Source organism: Paenibacillus sp. UNC496MF (genome assembly GCF_900113915.1).
Taxonomy (GTDB): domain Bacteria; phylum Bacillota; class Bacilli; order Paenibacillales; family Paenibacillaceae; genus Paenibacillus_Z; species Paenibacillus_Z artemisiicola.
In genome coordinates this window covers 193,058-213,503 of record NZ_FORE01000016.1, presented here as the reverse complement: position 1 = coordinate 213,503, position 20,446 = coordinate 193,058, and the positions used below count along the sequence as shown (strand labels likewise).

Genomic DNA, 20,446 nt, shown 5'->3' with positions numbered 1-20,446 from the left:
GATCGCAAGGCGGCCGCCTTCTATGCCGGCGTCTTGTCATCGCTTGATCCTGAGATCAGTCCCGTCAACAAGACGCTGAATGCAGAGCTGGTGAGCGAGTTCAGCAACGACGAGATGACGGAATTGGATACTGCAGGCATCGTGTGTTTCAAGAAGACGCTCAAGAAGGGCGTTGTCTGTGCAACCTCCAGCTGCGCGGTGGCCACGGAAGATAGTGCGCACAAGCACATTGCCAACTTCCGGATTGCCCAGTGGCTGATACAAGAGATTGCTGAGCAGCAGGAGCTTCTAGTAGGGCGGACAGGCTACGCACCAGTCCTGGAAGATCTCAGACGCATTGCTGAAGACACACTTCAAGATTACGTCGATCTGAATCGCATCAAATATGGCACGTATGAAGTGAGGTCCGAGTGGCCTTACATGATGACGGACATTGAGGTCGTCCCGATCTTCTCTGTCTATCGCATGACTTCGACGTCCCAAGTGAGGGTGAGACAATGAGTGCTGAAACGTTTGTAAGTGGCTACGATCCAACCAAAGATCCGTATCTGGACTCTCGGCTTCGATCGGAGAAAGCGGCGACGTTCCTGAGCTTTATCGACGATCTGGATCGGCTCTGGAAGCTGGCCGGCAAGCCCGGCGTGATTAAGCGGGAGTCCCCACTTGATGATGAAGCCCAGTTTCCAATGGTCGCGTTCAAGATTCTGCGGCGCCTGGTTAATCAGGAGTTCAAGGATATTAAGCCGCGGCTTCGGACCACCATCCGTCATCCGTATGTTCCAGACGAGTACGTCCAGCTGTACGGGCAGATCTTTGATGTCTGGGTTCAGTTCACCGTGCTTTCGACATCGGCCGAAGAAGCCGATCTGATCGCGGATGAGCTCGACGACTTCATCCAGATGTATAAGGGCCAGTTCAAGAAGAACGGTGTTCATGAAATGCTGTTCTATGCCCAAGAATCCGATCAGGTGATCACGGACTACCGGTTCCCAATTGCCGTTAGGCCGATCCAATATACAATGCGGTTTGAAAAAATTACCCCTGTGTTCTTGAACCAAATTGAGCAGATTCTTGCTCAAGCGAGTGCAGTAAAGCCCCAAGCTTAATTAAAGGAGGAGACTGAACATGGCAACGACGGAGAAGTATCAAAATCTCCCTGGTGTCAAAGTCACCTATGAAGATGGCAATCTTTATGCAGGTGATCAGCGCCTGGCAGCCGGCACGCAATCCATCTTGATCATTGGTAGCGCGGTGGACGGTCCGGTAGGCGAGCCGATCTCGGTTCGTGATCTTGGCGTGAAATCTGCCGAAAAACTTTTCGGTGGACTCATTGACCGTGTAACGAAGGAACCGGTTAGAGCAAGCTTGGTTCGCGGCATGTACGAAGCAATTCGCGCCGGCAACGAAGACGTTCGCTTGCTTCGGGTCGATGGCGTTTCGGCGCGCACGGAACTGAAGGCAAAAGACATCGCCCGCAGCATGGAGCAATTCCTTGATTATGCGGATGGCAACAAGGCTTTCTCGGTCGATCTGAATGTGCCAGCAGGCGGCACGTTTGTTGATATCACAAAGGTAGAAGCGGTCGATGCCCTGAACAACGCGACGGTCGTGGCAAACGCTATCGATTATGTGGACCGCACGGCTGGCGCAGAAGCAGCATACTTCTTCGCTGATAAGATGCGTCCGGGCGAGGACATCAAGGTGTCCTACAACTACGAAACCCGCAATTACATGCTGGTTCCACGGTTGGACGGCGGCGGCCTGCCGGATCTTACGGATCCGGACTACACGCTGACGCGCGATACGGTGCGTACGCACTACTTCTATTCGGCCCGCCGCAACTGGTCGGATAAGTTGGAAAGCGGACATATTCCAACGGTCACCGTGAAGGACTTGACTAACAACGCGGTATTCACGATTCCATCGTTGACGCCATCCGGCGACTACATCTACCGCGTAGGTAAGGGTGCTTCCGGCGATCCGCTGAAAGACGCTTGGTCGGCGGCAGATTATGCAGACGGCGGTATCTTCTTCACGGCAGCTTATGACGCAGAGGTGGCAAAGGGCACGTACCCGAACATCACCAGCAACGTCAAGGTCTTCGTGGAGTATGCATGGTACACGTCGATGAACAACGAGGGATCGGTAACGGACCGCATTCCTGGTGTCGATGCCGTATACGATCTGAGCTATACGCCACAGGCGGACGGTTTCAGCGTGTACTACATGGACGGCGCGAACAAGGTTGAGCTGGTTGAAGGCGTGGACTACACGTACAGCGCGCTTAACAAGAATGTGACCGTATTTGCAGGAGCAGCTCCGGTAAGTAAGCAGCTGTATGCTTCCTACAAAACCAACGCGAGCACAGTCCAGGATCCGAAGATCGTCGTTGAAGGCAAATACCCGGGTACCGTGTATGGATCCCTGACGGACATCTTCGATGCGGAGTCCATTCGCGGTGTATCCGTGAAAGTCGAGATCGACCCGCAGCATGCGGCTGACAACGAGAAGATCATCACGTTCTTCAAACCTGCGGAGAAGAAGCTGTTCGCAGCTGATGAATCGCTGGTGTACAAGACGGTCGATCTGGCGAAAGTCAAAGTCCGCACGGTTCGCGAGTTTATCAAATACGTGAATGCTGATCCAATGAACAACATCGTCAACCTCTCGGCTGATAATGCGTTCGGCAGCGTCCCGGCTAAAGGTCTCCTGCAGACGGGCGATGGTGCGATTCCTGAAGCGGTATTCCTCGGTCAAGAGGCTCCTGGACAACTGAAGGAAGATCCTGCAGCTGAGAAGAACACGCCAGCTCGCTACCCATGGCTCGGCCAAGACGGTATCTTCGACGTCACGAAGGAAGCGGACATGAAGAAGATGTTCGAGAAGCTCGGCGGCGTTTACACGGAGAACGCGAGAGGGGAGACGAAGCTCGTTCAAAACGGCATCTACTCCAACCTCGAGAACTACGTGGTGGACGTGATCGTCCTGCTCGACGCTTACGCAAACACGGCAGTTGACAGTGAAGTTCCGAACAAGAACTTTGCCACGCAGCTGGCGCAGCACTGCGCAGTCGTAACGGCGAAGACGTGGGAAACGATCGGTGTCCTCGGCGTATCCCCGGCACTTGACTCCAGCCTGGTATCCATCCAAGAGTACGTGGACATCTTGACCGGCGAGATCACGGCGGACAGCCTGAGCGACGCACGTAAGGGCCTCTATGCCGGCATCGGCGTACGTCTGGACTACGTGAACAACCACTACATGTTCAACGAATCGAACTTCGATTATGTCCTGGATGAAGAAGGGACGCAAATCGATATTGGCCGCTACGTCAGCGTAGTCTTCGGTCCGGAGCTCGGTCAATCGAGTGACAAGCTGGGCAGCTACGTAACGAGTGGTGCGGCAGTATACGGCGCGCTGATCACGACGCTGAGCGCTGAGAGCGCAACGACGAACAAGGCGCTGGATTCGGTAACGGGCCTCCGTTATATTCTGTCGGAAGCACAGCACAACCAGTTGGTTGGCGGACGCTATGTCACCTTCGATCGTAAGATCTTCGGCGGCACTGCAGGGCAAGCTGCACGCTTCATCGTCAAGGACGGTGTGACGGCGGCATCCTCGATCTCCGACTACAGCCGGCTGTCCACGCTGCGGATTACGCATGCTGCTGTTCAGCTGATCCGTCAAAAAGCAGATCCGTTCATCGGCCTGCCGAACGGAATGGCACAGCGCAACGCGCTCTCCGCTGAGATTCAAGCCGGACTGGACAAGTTGAAGGAGAACGGCGTCATCCAGCGCTTCAAGTTCACCATCTACAGCTCCGTTCAAGACGCGGTGCTCGGCAACGCGTTCATCACGCTCGAGCTCGTGCCGCAGTTCGAGACTCGGAAGTTCATGACCTCCGTGGTTCTGAAAGCTTCCTAAAGGTTTGGTTAGGTTCAATAAACTAAACTAATAAGATCAATCATGCGGGGGCCTTGCGCCCCTTCATGAATGAATATAAAGGAGTGAAACAATCATGACTGCGCCTAACATGGAAGGCTACTCCCGCACGTTCAGCTCCTTCTCGGGAGCGGACATCGTGGCTACGTTCAACGGCCGTCTCATTGGTGAGCTGCAAGCGATCAGCTACTCGGTTGTTCGCGAGGTCGCTCCGATCTACACGATGGGTTCACCGGATCCAAGAAGCTTCAGCCGCGGCAAGCGGGGCATCAGCGGCTCGCTGATTTTCACGCAATTCGATCGCGATGCGCTGATGGACGAAATGAAAAAGCAATACCAAGGCGCGCCGGTTATGCAGACGTTCCAACAGTTCGTTGCAAACTCCAGCCAGTTCGAGAATGCAATCATCTCCGGACTGAAGGGCACCGAGCGCGGCTATGGCGTCAAAGCATGGGATGATGTCATGACCCAACTTGGCTATGCCAATGTATCGGGTGCTGGCGAGTTCGATGACAGCGCCATTACCGGTTTCTACACGCCGGAATACGCGGACCAGCTGATGCCATTCAACATCGCCATCTCGATGGCGAACGAGTTCGGCCAACGTGCAGGTATGGAGATTTACGGTCTTCAAATCCTGAACGAAGGATCCGGCTTCTCGGTTGACGACGTGGTAACGGCAAAAGCCTACACCTGGGTTGCACGGAAGGTCAAAGGCGTTACGCCGAAAGAAAACCTCCGCAGCGAAGGTGGCGACTCCTACAACGGGACGGTCGGCAACTACTTCAAAAACCTGTTCGCTTAAAGCGATTGGGCCAGGTGGGGCAGCTTCGCGGCTGCCCCATTTTTACATACCAAAGCGAGGTGAGATAGATGAAAATTGCACCAACGGATTACATGAGAACCTTTGCCAGCTTCGGTGGCACCGATATGGTTGCCACGCTCAATATTCCAGGGAGCGGACCGATCGTGTTCGGCGAGCTGTCCACCATCTCCTATTCTGTGTTTCGTGAGAAATTCCCGGTCCGATCGCTCGGACGTGTTACCATGAAAGGCTTCACGCGCGGGATGCGAACGATCACAGGCATTCTGAGCTTCACCGTATTCGACGAGACGATCGTGTACCGAGCCATGCAGGAAGTCGCCGATCGTGGCTACCGGATGCTGATGGACGAGATGCCGATGTTCGACGTTACGATCAGCTTCGCCAACGAGTTCGGGCAGCGGAGCAAGATGACGATCTACGGAATCACGACCTATACAGAAGGTAAAGTCCTGTCAGTCAATAACCTGCTGACAGAGAACACCTACGAGTTTTATGCACTCGATCTGGATCCAATGACCAAAATCAAAGAGCCAGGGGTGAGCATGTAATGGCGAATCTATATGGAGCATCAGGTCGATCCCAGCGCGATGTGCAAGGCGTCTTCCGAAACACAATTCCAGCGCCACAGGGGAATATCTATCGCAGACCCGACAGCCGGCTGGAATATCAGCTGTTCTCGGAGGACTACTTCTCCGGCGCCGACGTGAATCTGTTCTTCGGTGACATCTGGGTGGACGAAGCCGTCGCGCTGAATTTCTCCATTCAAGAAGAAGTGCTGCCGATCTACGGCTATGCGTCCTACACGTTCGACACGGCAGCCCGCGGCCGCCGGTTGGTGCAAGGCACCTTTGGCATCAACTTTAAAAATGTTGGCTATCTTCAACAGATTCTGGCCAACGCTAATGCTGTCCAGTACGCGGTTCAGTCTGCGCAGCAAGAGGGCGTGATCAAGCCGGGTGACTTCAAGAAATACAAACTGGATGAAATCCTGAAGAAGTACGGCAAGGAAAGCTTCGATCAGATCGCTGATGAATACGAGAAGGCGCTATGGGGCGTCCAGGATGACGAGAGTAATCTGCTGTCCTCGCCGGCCAACACCTATTTCGGATACGACCCTTTTGGATTCGATATCAAAATCAATTACGGAGCGGTATCCGAGGCGATGAGCCCGTATGCGCGGAATTATGCGACGACGAGCCTCAACGTGAAGCCAAACATTACGGTGGAGACGATCAATGGCGTGCAGATCAACGGCATGACCAAGAACGGGATCGCGACCGATGCGCAGGGGCAGCCAATCGTGGAGTATTATACATTCCTGGCCCGCGATATAAATGGCCCTTTATCCAGATAGGGAAAACAAGTATAATGAAGATAATGTAATACATTACAATGAAGACCAGGGAAGGGGATCAACCATGAGCCAAGAACAGCTGCAGTTGCCATTGGATGGCGAAGGGGCGCCGGATAATGAGCATGAGGATGCAAACCAGCAACCAGAGGAGCCGTTGAATGAATACGGCTACACAGAAGCAGAATGGAATGCACCGGTCTTTGACGGATTCGGGCCAACACGCCGAGAAGTTGAAGAATGGAAAGAGAAGCATCCGAAAGGCGTTTACTTCACGCCATTTGATGGCGAAGTCTACATCTGGCGCGTGTTGGAGCGTGAGGAGTATAAGGGCTTCATCAATAATCGTGAGCTGACGACAATGGACCGGGAAGAAGAAATGACAGTCAAGTGCGTACTCTATCCGCGTAACCTGACGCGCGAGAAACTTCGCACGGATAAAGCCGGCGTACCGAGTCTCTTGTCTGAAATGATCATGGATAAGTCCGGCTTCGTAGCACAAAGCGCGCCGATCAAACTCTAATACATGCCAACCAGCAGGGCCACCGAGTCCTGCTTGAATTTTATATAAGGACTGATGCAGGGTGCTGACAGAAGATCTCGTAATGCACTACAAATCCATCTATGAAGAAGTGTTCCTGCTAAACTTGCTGGAGCAGCAATTCGTCTTCCGTGTTATCGGACGGGAGGAGTACAAGGCTATCCTGGCCGAGAATGAACAGTTGAGCGACGTTCAGGAGGCGATGTGCAAGGCGGCCGTCGTGTACCCGGCGGACTACGACTTCCTCGACAATGTGGCCGGACTTGCAGAGACGATTAGTAATTTCATACTGGATGCGTCCGGTTTGCAAGAAGGTCAGGCCAAAGGGCTGCTGGACCAATACCGGCAGGATATGCAGATTTTCGATTATCAGGCGGACGTCATTATTCACGAGGCGTTTCCGGAGTTCTCGATCGAGCATATTCAGAATTGGACCGTCAAAAAGATGATGTTCTATCTGGCAAGGGCGGAATGGGTGCTTGTGAATCTGAAAGGCGTGCCGCTCATGCCGATTGATCAGATTGCACAGGCGCATGCTGTGGCGGAGATGGATGAGCCGGGGGCGCCTATGCCGCAAGAGCCGCCGCAATTTATCACACCGCAGCAGCGCGCGGAGATGTCGCCACTTGCCAACCCGCAGCAGCCTGTACCTCGTCAGCCGGCGGCGCAGAAGCAAGGCGATCTGTCCAAGGAAGATGTGGAGCGAATGCTGTCTCAGGCAGAGGGGCGAAACATTAACCTCGATCAACCAACCAGCATGAAAGAAGTCTTCCCAGAATTGGCATGGTTTAAAGCCGAAGAATCACTGAGAGGCGAGTATGATTGATTTTGGTATAAATACGCAGACGAGTAGGTGAAGGTCATGGCCGATGAAAACGGACAATCCAAATATGCACAATTCTACGGGACGGATGATCGTCCCTTCACTCGTTTCTTATCGGATAATGAAGATACATCGCCGGCCCGATCTTTGCTCGTCAAAGCGGCTATCGGCATTGGCGCTGCTGCTGTCTTGCACCGAACCGGTGCGCTCAGGCAAGCTGCCCGTTTCATCGGGACAGAAGGAAAGGGCTCGCTCATGGCGCTCCGCGAGACGCTCGATCATGAAGGTACGCTCCTGCAGGATCTGAGCAGCACGCGGCTCGACCGGATGCGGCGCAGTTTTTTGGACCGGCGTCGCCGGATCGTCGATGATCGCAAGCAGCGGCTGAATGACTTCTCGAGCGCGCGCGAGTACGACCTGCAGCGGTATATCCGTCAGGTCAATCAGAACGTCAAAGAGCTTGTGCCTTATGGCATCCAGAGCGAACTGCGGCATCGGGACGTCATGCTGGAGCTCGGCCAATTGGCCGGCCGGGAAGATGCGCACCGCGTCCGTGAAGCGTTCAAGGTTGGCAACCTGGATGACATGGACTTTCTTCATAACTTTTCCGACGAACAGTTCCGTGGACTCCTGCGGCAGCAGGGCATCGAAGACAACCTGATTCAGCTCGCCGAGCAAGCCCGCGGCGTTCACCGCAATACGGTTTACAAAGACTCTAGTGAGTACAAGGCAGCCGTATCACGCATGCAGGATAAACTCACGACAAAGGCTGCAGAGAATGCCGGCGGCGTCGTGCGAAAAGAATGGGCTCATAAGAAATACATCCGCGGCCAGCGTCAGGCGACCGTTGAGGACGTGCTTGCCATGCACAGTTCTGGCCGGATCAATCTGGATGATGCCACGCGAGTCGACCTCGAGCACATGATCAAACGCAGTAGCGACTTCCGCAAGCAAATCTTCGACTCGAATCTGTTTGTTAAAGAAGATGCTGCCGGCAACATCGTCGATTACACCGACTATAAAGTATTCGACGAGATGATGCATGGGCTCAAGAAAAAGGCAGCCAACACCGTCCCGGGTGGCCTCATGCACCTACGTGACCAGTTGAACATCCGGGAGGCGCGTGAGATCGGCAGCTTCCGCGTTGTCCGCCGCGGCACTCGGCACCAGAGCTTGCAGGCTCAGATGGGGCAGGATATCAACTCGACGCTGGACCAGAACCTCGTCTATATCAATGGCGACTTCGTGCCACTGTATGATGTGGCGGCTATTAACGATCCGCTCAAGGAGCTGACCGTTCTCAACCAGAAGCGTAAGATGTTTGCGACGTCCTCCCGCTTCGGCACGATCGCCAAGCTTCACCGCAGCACCGGCGGTCTCATGACAACGCAGGAGGATAAGCGCGGCGCGATCCGAAAACTGTTCGACATCGGCAAGCAGGATAAGGATGCTGTCGGGCCCAAACTGCTAAGTCAGGTAACCAAGCTCTGGAGCCCAGAGTGGGAACGCAATATCATGACCGAGGCAATGAACCGAGGTGTGGATGAGGAGAGCTTGCGTTCGATGCGCGGCTACTTCGACAAGTATACGCAAGAGCTCTCCCCGCGCGTACTGAATCGGATCCGCACGTACTTGCCAGGCAACATTCAGCAGTTTCTGGATGACAACGAGATCAGCTTCTCGAATGAGGAGCACATTATGAAGCTGTTCAGGTTCATGGGTGAAGCCACTGACATTCCAGGTGACACCGCGATCAAGCGGACGTGGCGCAATTATAGCCGCGACCCAGATTCATTCCTGGCCGCCAAGCGTCCGATCGGTGAAAGTAACCTGATTCTTGGTGAACACACCCGCATTCAAACCGGACAGGATAAGATCAAGCGAGATGTCAGCATGGAACTTATCAGGCAGATCACGGCGCCGAACAGCACAAGCCCGCGCAACTTGAACCTTCGCAAGGTCTTCAATGACCTGTATGAAGGCCGGCACATTCATACCGATGAAGCGGAGAATGCCAACTTTCTGCTGAACTATCACTTCCTTCGGGAGGCGGGTGGAGATGCCTATGGAAACCCAACCGCTGCCGTCGATGAAGTCAATCACATGATTCTTGGCCAGGGCGCCTTCTCATCGCAGTTCCGAAGCGACGTCATGAAAGCCGTGAAGCGCAACAACCCGATCTATGAAAAGTTCACCGGACAGAAGCCGCCTAACACGGTCAACGACGAGTTCCTCTACGTAAACAAAGCGATCAATGGCTGGGAAGGCATTGGCACGATTAAGGACATCGCCAAGCAGCTCAGCTGGACGACCGGCCGTCGCAATATGGAAGATGTGACGACGCTCTCGATCTTCGGCGGTCAGTACCCATGGTTCCGTCTACAGGATGCGCTCGGGGACTGGGGCTTAGGCTTCTCAGATGACTCCCTATCGAGTCCGCTGAAGATGGTGTCCTCTTTGTTCCTGAAACGGTTCCTGCCGCTCTACGGGGCGTACGAAGGCTACCAGTATGCAGACTACGAGGTGGACAAGCATACGGGCATGGGCATCACGGCGCGCTGGCAGAACATGCGGGCTCGCAGTGATCTCTCGGCAGCCTTCACACGTGATGCCATGGGCACGAACGAGGGGCTGGCGCACCGCCAAATGCTGCATCCGGGCATTGAGCACTTCGCCGCCATGCCGGATTGGTATCTGCCCGGCGTCGGGGAATTTGGGCCCGGCCACGTCTTAGGCGCCTTGTTCGCACCGGGCACGCCGATTGACGAGAAAGACACCTTCACTGGCGAGGAATATCAGAACTACCTGCAAAATGGCGTTGAGGAAGTGCGCAAAGGTCGTTGGTGGCTATGGGGATCCAAGACAGCTTTCCGTGGCGACCGCATTTCCGAGTTCAGGCCGAACGACTGGCGCCTGGCGATGAGCGACTGGGAGTATTCCAATACAAGCCTCACCGGCGAAGAACGTTATGGTGAGATGAATATCCTTCCGACCTTCGAGAATCCACTCGGGATATTCAAGCGCATGCTGGACGGAAATGAATACTATTGGGAGCAGAAGCATTACTATGACCGGCCTTACATGATGACCGGCTCCTTGTTCAATCCGAACACAATGTTCTTTGGCGATATCGGCAATGCAACAATCGGGCAGCTCGTGAAACCAAGCCGCCGCATGCATCCGGATTACTGGGGTGATCCGGTACTCATCGAGCAGGAGAATGAAGGGCTCGGCAATCGTCCGACTGAACCGGTCGTCACACGGGTGTCGCCGGCAGGCCGGACCGAGGATGTCGTCTATGCAGGGCCAACCAGCTACGGCGCGCCATATAGCGGCAAATGGGCCGGAACCGGTGATGTGAATCCGGGTGCCGTTGCCGCACCGGTGAAGTATTTCGTCTCGAGCGAGCTGGATGAGCAGGGCAATCAAACGGGCGCCTACGTGGCGCAGGACATTACCTCTGGCCAGGCCATGTACGTGCCAGCCAACATCGCCAAAGAAGGCTACAGCATGGATCGGATGTTTGCTATGGCCGGAACCGACGAGCCTATGGTCGAGACAAAGCCGCGCGCAATGCATGCGGAGGAGTACGCCTACAGAAATGAAGTTCGAAACCGTAAGCTGCGGGAGATGAAGGATCCGAGCAGCATCAACTGGCGGCTGCAGGAATCCGCGCAGAACTGGGCGGAGCCGCTCGGCGTCTACAAGTGGATTGCTGATGAAGTGGCCGGCGACGACCCGTACACCGGTAACATGGTCATCCAGAAGGCGGATGCCGCGAACAACCTGTCGAACCGGTTTTGGGGCATGAACCTCGGATCTGTTGGCGGACCGATCTCCGAGATCGGGCGTCGTTTCATTCGCGCAGATGATGGCCAGCTGGACGAATACAACCCGATTCGCAACACGATGCCGGACTGGTTGCCGGGGGGCGATTATTTCATCAACTTCCAGGTAGGCGATCCCTATACAAAAGTGGCCCACGGGGATTACCGGCTGCCTGGCGATGCCTATGAGAAGCTGAACCCGCTTCATCCCGATCAGACCGGACGCTACGGCAGCTTCGACAAGTTCAAGATCTTGGCCGACGTGGCGCCGTGGAGCGACGAGTACAAGTTTTGGCGGGACTATGTGGTCGACAATGAAACAGATCCGGAGGTCCGAAAGCAGGCCGCTGAGATCAAGCGTCAGGTGGCCAAGCGAAAACAGAAATACGACTTCACGGAGTATCGCTTTAAATACGCCGAACTGGAAAAAGAGCAAGTGACGGTCACCAAGATGCTCGACGACTACACCTTCCTTACAAAGGAATACGGCGATACGCCGATCCGGCTGGCCGGTATGGATTACAAGCCGGCAGCACACGGGGTGCTCGACTCGTACATCGGGGTAGGGGATAAGGTAACGGTGGGGATCAATGCGGACCAGAGCCAGCGGATCTCCGATGACCAGTACGGCACGATGCGCGCTGTTGTCTTCGATGGACTCAAGAATATCAACCAGGACATCCTGCGCCGTGGCCTCATGAAGGAGAACCTGACGGACTTCTCCGCACCATCAGTCTTCGCCCGCTTCACGCCGGACGAGATTGCAGAGGGCACACGGTGGGAGTCGATCGCCCACTACGAATCGCCGCTTAATACGAAGTTCCTGCAGGTGCGCACTGCACTCGAAGAATACGAGCGGGATCAAGTTTACGGCAAGGACTGGGCGACCTGGCGCAACTTCCTGACGAGCGACTATCTAATTCCAGGCTTTCAGTCGGCCTTCCGGCACGACACACTGGAATCGATGATGCGCGGCGGAATCACCGGCGGGGTCATTATGGGCGTACTCGGGGGCGGCGGCAGCAAGCGGGTCGCAGCGGGCGCCATTATAGGCGCGCTGGTTGGCGGCCTTGGCCACGGGTATGCAAGGCATTATGAATACACGCATAACGGCGAGACGTGGATCCCGGAGCGCCGGCGCAAAGAGAACGAGATCAATGAATACTTCGACCTCTTGAAGTATATGAAATACTCCGGACTCTATGAAGCGACAAAGCGGGAAGCTGAAGCGTCGGGCTACGATGTCGATGGTTTCATCAATGACATCGAGCAGAAGCAGGCGAACACAAAGGAGCGGCGCCAACAGCTTAACGAAGAAAAGCGACAGCTTTATTTAAAACAGCCGGATGGATGGGTCGATCGCCGCAAAGCAATCAATCAAGAACTGAATGACATGCAAGAGGGCGGCTGGGACGAAATAATGCTTCCCGATATTGTACGTCAGGCATTACAATATAAAGAGCAAAGTGAAGAAACCTTATATGCGATCGATCCATACGACGATCGGATGAAGGTGGCCCGAGCATTTCCGACCAAGGATAAGTGGTTCTTCGATGACTTCGTGAATGCACCGGAGCGGGACCGGGAACGTATCCTGCAGCTTGTGCCTGAAAATGAAAGGCGCATCTATAAAGCACTTTGGGATTATGGGGACGAATACGTGCCGCCACTTGAAGACTACTTCCAGAAATACGCGCTGCCGGATGCAAACTGGGCCGGTTGGCGGCCGGACTTCGATCTTGAGAGCATCAAGCTCAAGGTCGTGCAGAATCAGAAACTGGATCTGAGTGACTTCAATTTCTGGCCGGACGACGTGGAAGCCTCGCGCATGACTCCGAACCTGACGAACCAGGGCAACAATATGTACCAGCAATCGGATTTCAGCTACAAGCGAATGGAGCGCAATATCCAAGACGTGCTCCAAGGACAAGGACTGAAGAACGTCAACGTGACCGTGACGCCTTCAAGCGGGGCTGCGACACGAGTTGGCGTGCAGTACGAGCAAGATCGCAGCGGCGAAATTGATAACTATCTGCGCAACAATATGGGATCTTTGATGTAAGCGAGGGTGTGAACTATGGCGACAACAAATTACGATCAACTCTATTCAAATGTTAACGCGGGGATCGGAGCCGGCCTGGAATATGTGCCGGCCGATCGCCATAAGCGGGTCATGCTGTCGGCATACAACCCGATAACCCGGCCCGCCACGGAGCGGTCTGGCGTCAACCCATCTCTGATCCGGCTGAATGATGCCATCAATAAGATGCCAGCGCTGCCTACCCAGAGCGGCGTAATCAATATGGGCGGCACCAACATCTGGAGCTTCCTGAACCCGGTCGGCAGCGCTGACCCTTATAGCGGGTTCGCGATTGATGCGCAGCGTCATATCGAGTCGTTTCGCGATTTTGCACGACGCGCCAAGGGGGGAGGCGGTGGTCCTGGCCGGTTCTTCGGCCTCGACATCGAGACGCTCGGAGATACGGACTCGAAGAACTTCTTCATCTCAGAGATCTCAGCCAATGGCATTAATTACCGCGGGGGTCAATACACGGGCGAATCCAAGACGCATCGATTCAATAAGCTGGTTGCTCCAAACAAACACATGCAAGGTGAGCTTAACAAGCTGATCCGTAAGGTGCAGATAGGGCAATTTGCACTGCTGAATCCAAGCGAACAGCGGACAGTCGTCGACTTGATACGGTATTCCTCGATCGGCGGTAACGGAATCAGTGCTGCTACGTTTGGGGCTGAAGTGATGCATAACTCGGCTATCAACTCCGTTTTGAGCGGCAAAACCATTCTGACCGATGAGATCACGCGCAACCAGACGCAGTATCTGCGTCATATGCGAGATGGAATTAAGAATCTGGTGAAGCACGGTGCAGATTATGCGAGTGCCATTGATGAGTATAATGCGTTCGTCGGCAAGCACAAGAACAGCTACTTCGTCACGATGAATGGCGACAGCTTCGACTTGGAGCGGATGCGCCGGTTCTCATCCATCACCGGAAAGGAAATGGTGTTGCCGCAGAATCACATGGACTATTACCGCGTGATGCAGTCTGTGGCGCGTAATCCGATCAAACTTCACGAGCAGCACGGCCGTCCATCGTCGCTTCCGTTCGAGGAGGGCCCATGGTCGCTTGCCGAATGGCGGCGCACGCTCGGCATGAGCACAGCAGGCTCCCACTCCGCAAGCTTCGATACCGGCATGAATGGGGTCGGCGGACTTGTCGCGAACACCTGGAATTACGTTGACGATCTGCTTGGATCCACGGAGGTCAAGGCCGACTACAAGCCAAGGCAGCTGGGGCAGAGAACGCCTTATCTCATGCACAGCAATAAGCCGCTCACGACGAGCGATCTGCTGTTTGCCACGCGCGGCGTGCGCAACTACAAGGGCAGCCAGCTGGATTATCAAGCGGAGCTTACGGAAGACGGCTCCTATAAGATCTTCCGTCCGGGCTTTAACCAGAACGTCATCAATGCCGAGTCCTTCTACCGGGTGGCTGGCGTTCGCGATTTGTCTTCTGGTGGTGTCCCGAAATGGGCGATTGAGTTCGTGAACCAGGACAATCCGCAGCTCCGTTCGTTTGTTGTCCGTGAGGGCGAGAATGCCGCCTATGAGATTGCCGACTTCTATCATCGCAGCTTCACGCCGATGAGCAACATTAGTAAGAAGATGCGCAAGCAGATCCAGCACTTGCGTGAGTCTGACCTCGGGCGCCGCCGGTACGAAAGCTTGTTCAGTCTCGACAAGAAATCGACCGCCGGCTTCGATGCCGCTAAGCGGATGTACGCCAATGCCGCAGTCTACAATAAGTTTACTTCCGGCCGCTGGAGCGCAATCGAGGCAGAGGCCTCCCGCAAGCTGGACGAGCTGACGATGAAGAACGGGCAGTTCATGCGCTCCTGGACGCCAGAGCAATACGATCAGGCACGCGAAAAGATCATCGGCCGCCTGCTCAAGCAGCGTATCAGCCGCGATGAAATGAAGGGCATGATGAACTTCAATTCCCTATGGGATGGCACGAGCAAGTCCTTCGTCTACAATCCGGACGAGGAGAAGGCATTCTGGAAGATGCTCCCGCGCCTCATGTCCGAGCACTCGCTGTACCAAGGCGCCATCGAGGCCATCGACGCTTCCGGCATGGAAGCCGAGCAGAAAAACATTGCCTGGTCACTCTTTCATGAGCGCGTGAATGAATCGGCCGGCCAGCATAAAACCGTTCGTGCCTCGCTTCCTTACGAGCAGAATGGCTTCCAGTTCCGTGACCGCCTAACCGGCAAGAGCGTCAGCGTGTCGCTACAGAATGCCAACAATGCCATCAATTCATTCCGAAGCTATGTTTTCAAAGGGACAGGAGACTTGGCAGAGACAGAGAAAGCTGTGGAGCGGGCCGAGCGCTTTAAGATCCTGCTTTCCTCGCTGAAGGGATCTGGCATCATCGACGACGATTATGTGCAGGGCGCTATCACCGGGATTCATGATCGCAAGCTGACGATCCCGGCATCGATTGAGCAGCTGGCACTTGATCTGATGGAGCAACAGCACTTGACGATTCGCCGCATTACAGAGGAGTCGCTGGGGCGCCGGGAATCCGTGGAGAGGATTTCCAAACAAGCGGGCCAGCAACTGGTGAAATCGGCCATCAAGCAGACGCAAGGTATGCGCGGCTACCTCTTAAATAACGGCTTTATCCCGGGGCCAGGGACAGATATCGGCGATATGTTCGCTAAGCTGGATCGTCAGCACAAGTTCACGGGGATGAATCCGAATAATCGCCAGGCCATCGAAGGTATGATGGGCACGTTGAAGAAGATGAATCCAAGCTTGAACATGGCGCTCTCGATGAATCCGGAGGCGACCCAAGCCTTCATCACAATGTTCCATCCAGATGACAGTGCAAGCGTGCTTCGCCATATGGCCGGCGGCGCATCGGAGGCGCATCCGAAAGCGTTCGAGTTCACGGTACCGCTGATTAATCAGCAGGGCACGCTGGTCTACGGCAACCGACATTTCAATGCCACACGCGATATCATCCGCGTCAACGGCGTGAATAGTGAGATTTCCACCGTGGAGAAGATGGGGCATATGCTGGCGGATCCGCGCCTGCTCGATCACAGATCGGAATGGAACATCAATACGATGGCGCAGCAGCTGAAGGATGGGGAGCTATCGGAGGCCACGGCCTCGGCCCGCCGACTCATGAACAACTTTGTCAGCGAGCTCTCCGGCGTGAAGCGGGACTTTAACGAGAACCTGCTCGTCACGAATACAGAAGCCGACTTGCTCAAGCAGGGCCTCAAGTATCCGGCAGCCGCGATGATTCAGCAGTATTATGAAGACGGCACGTTGACCGACCGGAGCTTCCGAAATACGGACGTGATTCTGAATGCCGGCAAGAAACAGTTGATTCCATTCGTCAAACTGGATGACCTGCATGACGAAGCCAAGTTTATGATCCGTCGCGACATGCCGGAGTGGCTGGAGAAGAACGGCTTCGGACGGGGCTTCTACTCCTCGGCTAAAGCAGACGTCGTAGCAAGGGGCGGCATCGGCTCCATAGATGCTCGAAATCTATTCGCCTACGGCCATTTCACGGTACAGAATCGAGACAACTCCGTTCAGGCGATGAACAGCTACCGGATCGACAAGGACTTGGAAGCTTCCTTGAAAGAGGCAGAAGGCGTGGCTTCGACCAACCACATGGTATCAACGGCTGTTCAGCGGCAGCACAGTAAGCTCTATCCGTACAAGCCGGAGGTCTACGTGAATACTGTCATGGCCAACCAGGCAGATGTTACCCGCCGGGTAGATGACTTGATCGCGCAGGCGCAGGGCGACGATAACATACGTCGTATCTTGACAGAAGAAGGGATACTACGGGCGGACGGAAGCGTTAATGTACTCCGGAAGCCGAACGTCTACGAACAGCAGATGATCTTTAACAAGGATCTCGTTAATCGCCTGCAGACGAAGAACTACAAGTATTACCGAGGCGATGAGATCAAGTGGGATGGCAAGTACCTGGATGCTGACGGGCAGCTCCGGCGAGACATGGTGATCAGCCCGGGAGACCGGTTGGGTACCCGCATCGTTGACGGGCAACGGCAGTCCGTATTCTATGATCAGAAGTATGCCGGCCGGATCGCATCGGCAAGATCAACCGACAACGCCTTTGCCATTGAATATACCGAGCAGGCCAACAAGGTCTACCTCGATATCGAGAAGGGCACGATCGGCGGCAACATGCACAACGGCCAATACGGCTACGGATCCGAGTTCTTGAAGGAGCTGTTCGGCGAAGAAAACGTCGGTGTCGTCTACAACCCGAATATCGGCAAGCACGGTGACCTTGGTGGCGCGCTGCGCGGTCAGGCCAACAAGCTGATGTACACCATGCAGAACGCGATAAAAGAGAACGTGCTTAATGAGGCAGATATCCAAGAAGCGATGCGGATGATCAACCAGGGCCGGATCGGCGTGAATGCATCGTACAAGAATGGCGAGCTGCTGTTCGATGACGTGAGTGCGAAATACAAGCGTATGGACTACCGAAACTTCGGTCGGCTCTACGGAAAGTTGAACGATCGATTCGGGCTTGGGCTTGCCGAATCCAATAGCGCCGGCTACATCACAGGTGTGCAGGCTATGCGGATCGCGCAGGTGCAAAACTATTCGACCGTCGTTGATGAGCAGCGCCGAGCCGTCCTTAAGTACAATGTGGATGACAACGGCAATTTGATCGACGTGGCCTATAAAGAAGGCGGCGATGTGAAGGGCGTCAAGTACGGCTTCCGTGAACTAGGCATGCTGCAAGTCAAAGGGCTCGACAAGACCAGGGAGCACATGTTCCGTTACCTTGTCGATCAGTCGAAAGAAACCGGCCGGCTGCAGGAAGCGATCGGCATGGTCAATGCTTTGCGCGGTGCTGTTGAAGGGCCAGGATTCGATCCTGACTTCGAAAACCGGACGCTGCGCCTCCACGACTTCCATGCGCTGCCGACGTTGGACACGAACCTCACGACGATCTCACGCACGATTCTGGATGACGAACACGTCCGGAAGCTGGTCGGTGAAAATGACTACCATGGCTTCTGGATGGAGCTCCCGAACATTCATGTGAACGGGCAGAAAGAAGCCATACTGCCGGAAGTGGAAGGCCGTAAAATGGATCGGGTCTTCATCCCGTTCACGAAGACGGACGGCAAAGGGGAAGAAATCTGGCTGCGTGATATGCGGCGCCACATTGCAGACATCTATCGGCGCGCCGAGGCGGTAACCAAGGCGGACGGCGAATCAGCGCAAGTGAAGGCCATGCAGGGCTTGAATCGAAGCCTGGGCAAATACTTCGCAGGAACCGTATCTGCCGTGACGGCATCCAGTGATCAAACGGGTAACAGCGTACTGAAGGTGAATATGCCGACATCCTCCAGCGGCCTTGCAAAGGTCATGCCGATCGAAGAATCGATGCGGCTCGATGGTGAAACGGTCTTCATTAACCCGAACGAAGCGAAGACGATGGGGATTTATGAGCACCTGCTCGGCGGCAATGAAGGCGCACTTCATAATCCAGCGCTTCAGAAAGATTTCTATGCGCCGGACCTGCGCTTTCCAACCTTTACGGAGAACGCCATCCAGTCTGTCAAAATTAAGATGGATCCATCAGTGCCTGCCGGCTTCCATAATACGACGTCTTTGCTTGCATCCTTGCTGAAGGAAGACTCAGACGGTGACTACAACCACATCGTCGCAATTCACGATCAGGGCGTGCAAGAGGAGCTGGCCCGTAATCATGCTGAGCAGCGGGAGGTAAGAGCGGCCCGTCACGAGCAGGCTTACCAGAATGCGCTTAATAACTCGATGACGTATGAGCAGGCGCTTAACGAGGGCGAACTCAAGCTTGATAGCTCTCGAGAGTTCTCGTTGAAAAGCATCTTCGAGGATTACAATGTCCGAAGCGGAAAAGAGAAAGGCCTTGAGTCCGTGGATCGGTTTGAGGCCAATCAGCTGCCGGAGATCATGGCGAAATCCGGTAAGGAGTTCATCGGCCGCGCATCGGACCTCAACTATCGGATGCGTCAGGTTGCGGACACCTTCTACGCCGATAGCCCCGAAGTCAAAGGGCAGATCTATAAACTGGGGCAAGGCCTGGAGCAAGACTTAACGATCTCCTCCAAGCACGGCACCGGCCAGGGGTTATTTACGAAGTCAGGCGCTGCCGATCTATTGAGTGCCATTGAGCGAGGAAATACGAAGCAGGCCATCGAGGTGGACAACAAATACTTCAATGGTCAATTCGGAGACAACCTGAAACTGGCGATGGGGCACCTAACCCGCGCGCTCGATGTTATGAAGAAGGGGATGGACAATCCGGAGCTGCGGGCCGGCACGAGCCAAGGCATGAGACTGGGCGATCACAGCCTGGAGGAAATCGTAGACACGATTATGGGGCGCAACCCGAACGCCACGACGGCGAATCCATTCCTGAATCCGTTGCAAGACATCCTGCGTAGCGAAGGCGGAATGACGATCGACAGGCCGCAACAACCGAGCCTGACGCCCGAATACCGCAAGGTGAATCCGCTGGAGCCATTTAGCTCCTCGCCGATGACCAAGCGTCTTGAGGGACCGGCCGGCACCATTGCCGAGATGATCGAAGACGGCACCGGCGGGATGCTCGGCCCGAAGGCCTACGAGAAGATTTCGGGGGCGATGGACAAGTTCTTTAACGGTAAGAACGGGCCCAGAAATAAAAAGGCGGCGCTCATCGGAGGTCTAGCGCTTGCAGGTATAATGGGGTACAATACATTTAATGATAAAGATCCTGTAATGCCTTACAATCCCGAGTCTGAAACTGAAGCGAGAGCAGATGCAGCAGCCCTATATGGCGGAACACCAGCTCCCGCAATGGCCCCGATTGATGCCGGCAACTCCGGCGCTAATATTAAGATTTCCGCGCAGGGGAGCGGGTCGCAGAACTTTGGCCCGATGCTCGGACAAGCTATGCAGCGATCCGGGTATAACGGCGGGAAGATTAACATGTCCGTGAACCAATCCGATAACGCCAACAGGCTGAATCGTATCTGGTATCGAGATAAAGTCCAGCAATACTCGTAGGAGATGAGA

Annotated in this window: 9 protein-coding genes and 1 pseudogene; all 10 read left to right on the top strand. The window is 54.8% G+C overall.

Translation table 11 applies throughout. The features are described 5' to 3' along the window. Positions 1–501, top strand: a pseudogene (locus BMZ79_RS34510) (hypothetical protein); the annotation flags it as partial. After that, positions 498–1,106 carry a hypothetical protein gene (locus BMZ79_RS27225; RefSeq protein WP_090646564.1) on the top strand — a complete coding sequence of 203 codons (609 nt, stop codon included), beginning with the start codon at positions 498–500 and terminating at the stop codon, positions 1,104–1,106. The pseudogene BMZ79_RS34510 and the gene BMZ79_RS27225, both read left to right, overlap by 4 nt. Before the next feature lie 19 nt (positions 1,107–1,125). Then, on the top strand, positions 1,126–3,924 hold the full coding sequence (locus BMZ79_RS27220) for a hypothetical protein (RefSeq protein WP_090646559.1): 2,799 nt from the start codon (positions 1,126–1,128) through the stop codon (positions 3,922–3,924). Positions 3,925–4,018: 94 nt separating this feature from the next. Beyond that, complete coding sequence (locus BMZ79_RS27215) at positions 4,019–4,747, top strand: hypothetical protein (RefSeq protein WP_256253164.1); 729 nt, start codon at positions 4,019–4,021, stop codon at positions 4,745–4,747. Positions 4,748–4,815: 68 nt separating this feature from the next. Further along, positions 4,816–5,316 carry a hypothetical protein gene (locus BMZ79_RS27210; protein WP_090646557.1) on the top strand — a complete coding sequence of 167 codons (501 nt, stop codon included), beginning with the start codon at positions 4,816–4,818 and terminating at the stop codon, positions 5,314–5,316. After that, entirely contained in the window at positions 5,316–6,122 is an 807-nt protein-coding gene (locus BMZ79_RS27205) for a hypothetical protein (protein WP_090646554.1), read from the top strand. The genes BMZ79_RS27210 and BMZ79_RS27205 overlap by 1 nt, the downstream gene beginning before the upstream one ends. 64 nt (positions 6,123–6,186) lie before the next feature. Beyond that, positions 6,187–6,642: a hypothetical protein gene (locus BMZ79_RS27200; RefSeq protein ID WP_090646552.1), complete on the top strand. Its 456-nt coding sequence runs from the start codon at positions 6,187–6,189 to the stop codon at positions 6,640–6,642. A gap of 82 nt (positions 6,643–6,724) precedes the next feature. Beyond that, positions 6,725–7,486, top strand: coding sequence for a hypothetical protein (locus BMZ79_RS27195; RefSeq protein WP_143089129.1), 762 nt, complete (start codon positions 6,725–6,727; stop codon positions 7,484–7,486). A 27-nt stretch (positions 7,487–7,513) separates the two neighbouring features. Further along, positions 7,514–13,372, top strand: coding sequence for a glycine zipper family protein (locus BMZ79_RS27190; RefSeq protein ID WP_256253162.1), 5,859 nt, complete (start codon positions 7,514–7,516; stop codon positions 13,370–13,372). Between the two features lie 15 nt (positions 13,373–13,387). Next, positions 13,388–20,437 (top strand): hypothetical protein, encoded by a 7,050-nt coding sequence (locus tag BMZ79_RS27185; protein ID WP_090646544.1) that lies wholly within the window; start codon positions 13,388–13,390, stop codon positions 20,435–20,437. Positions 20,438–20,446 lie beyond the last annotated feature (9 nt).